2 protein-coding genes are annotated in these 2220 nt (G+C 72.9%); both read right to left on the reverse strand.

Features of this window, described 5'->3' with window-relative positions; genetic code table 11:
* Window positions 1-7 precede the first annotated feature (7 nt).
* Complete coding sequence (gene lptE, locus ACG2DA_RS22500; protein ID WP_395258904.1) at window positions 8-544, reverse strand: LPS assembly lipoprotein LptE; 537 nt, start codon at window positions 542-544, stop codon at window positions 8-10.
* A partial coding sequence (locus tag ACG2DA_RS22505; RefSeq protein WP_395258906.1) for a tetratricopeptide repeat protein occupies window positions 541-2220 on the reverse strand: 1680 nt, incomplete at its 5' end. The genes ACG2DA_RS22505 and lptE, both read right to left, overlap by 4 nt.

Consider the following 2220-nt stretch of genomic DNA (forward strand, 5'->3'; position numbering starts at 1 on the left):
CCGCGGCTCACCAGGGGACTTCCATCAGGTCGACGATCTGGCGGGCCAGCCGGGCGATCGCCTGATCGTTGGCCGTCGCCCGGGACTCGCCGATTTCGAACGCCGCCTCGCCGGTCGCCAACACCGGGACGGAGCCCGGATCGATGGCCAACTCGCCGCTGTTGAGCGTCTCGCCGCGGCGGTCCTCCCAGGTGACGTTCACGGCGAGGGCGAATTCCGCCTCGCGGACGTCGTCCGTGATCGTCTGCGACAGCCGGCGCTTCCGCACGCCCACGAGCCGCCCGCGGAGCACCGTGTCCGCCTGATGCTCGTGGGCCAGCCGGAACGGGGTGCGGGTCTGGATCTCCTTCTGAACCGCCTCGGTCAGTTGGATTTCCAGCCCGGTGCGGTCCGCGACGCTTTCGAACACCGGCACGGCGACGGTACGGATCTCCGGATCGGCGAGGTGGCCGAACCGGTAGCCGCACCCGGTGAACCCGGCGCAGGCGGCGAGGCCCAGACCGACCAGCGCCAGCCGGCGGGGAATCGGGGGGGCGTGCGTCATCCGAACGGCCCCGAATCGGTGAACGGATCGCCGGCCTCCGAGAACGGATCGCCGGAGAACGGGTCGCCCTCGGTGAACGGATCGTCCGGCGTCTGCGTGGAGCCCGGCAGCGGGTTCGGTTCGACGCCCCGCGGGTCGGCGGGGCGGCGGGTCGGCGGGGTCTGCGGACGTTCCTCGGGCCGGGCGGCGGGCGGCCGCACGCTGCGTTCGGTCCCCGGCGTCTCCGCGGAGCGGTCCGCAAAGCCCGGAGCGGGCGGCAGCGGACCGGCGAGGCGCTTCGCCTCGGCGGGCAGGTCGTCCCACACCCGCCGGGCCCGCACCGCCGCCTGCGTGCCGGGGTGATCGGTCAGCAGCTTGCGGGCGTAAATCGCCACCGCGTTCGTCTTCCCCTTTCGCTGATAAAGCTGCAACACGGACCAGTCCGCCTCGGCCTGGGCCTCCGCCATGTTCGCGAGGCTCTCGGCGACGCGGGCCCGGTCGGCTTCCTCGGGGAACAGGCGTTGGAAGCTCTCTTTAATTCGCCGGCTCTCTTTCAAACCGCCGTCGTCGTACGCCGGGCCCTCCCAGAGCACCTCCCGAGTGTGGGCGCCCAGCAGGTAGGCGTCTTTAATGTGCGGGCTGTTGGGGTACTCCTTCCGCAGGATGTCGTACAGCCGGCCGGCCTCCAGATAATCCCCCTTCCGCAGGTAATAGCCGGCGGACAGGAACAGCGCGTCGTCGGCCAGTTCGCCGGTCGGGTCGTTCATCCAAACGCCCTTCAACGCCTGCAACGCCCGACCGTTGGTGTCGAACAGCGGGCGGGTGGGGTCGTGGAGGTTCGGCAGGATCGGGACCGCGAGCGTCGGATCGAACGGCCGCGGCGGGGCGTCCGTCTCGAAGCGTTCGGCCGGCGGGGGCGTGGGCGTACCGGCGGCGACCTCCGCGTACGAGACTGGTTTCACGTCCGAGCTAACCACCGCCTCCGGGAAGCCCAACCAGCGGCGGGCGATCTCGAATTGCCGCTTGCTGATCATGTCCAGGTGCCGCGTGGACGGGTAGCGGTCCAGCAGCGTGTCGTAGGCGTCCTGGGCGGGGGCGAAGTCCTCCGCGGCGAACAGCGCCTCGGCCCGATAGAAGAGAGCGTCCTCCTCGATGGCGGTGTCGGCGTAGCGGCGGGAGAGCGATTTGAAGGCGGACGCGGCCTGCTCGTGCTCGCCCCGCTCCAGATCGTTCCGGGCCGTCTCGAACGCCGCGCGGGCCTCCGGCGGGACGCGGGTCGCGGAGACCTCCGCCGCCCCCTTCGCGCCGGTCAGCCGTCGGAACCACTCCCGCGGCTTCGCCAAGCGGCCCGGCTCCCGGGCGGAGCCGGCCTGGGGAACGGAGTCGTCGTCGTAGAAGGGCGATTCGCCGGCGGGGCCCTCGGCGCCGGCGAGTTGAATGTCGTTCTCGTCGTCCGCGGCGTCGCTCTCGGCCGCGTCGGCGACCGGCGGGGCGCCGGGGCCGCCCAGCGCCGGCAGGGCGGCGCAGCCCCCGCCGGAGCTGATCAGCAACCCGATCATCCCGGCGGCGCCCAACGCCCGGCGACGCACCGCGCCCCGCGGCCGGAACAGCGGACGCGGCCCGGGCAGGGGGCGGGGGAACCGGACGCGCGGCCGGGCGGGCGTGGGCATCGGGGCGGCGGGTTCGGAACGCGGGGG

The organism is Alienimonas sp. DA493 (genome assembly GCF_043951915.1).
GTDB lineage: Bacteria > Planctomycetota > Planctomycetia > Planctomycetales > Planctomycetaceae > Alienimonas.

Bases quoted from the DNA above. Each gene is read 5' to 3' on its own strand.
- lptE (WP_395258904.1), bottom strand. From the start codon at position 544: ATGACGCACGCCCCCCCGATTCCCCGCCGGCTGGCGCTGGTCGGTCTG.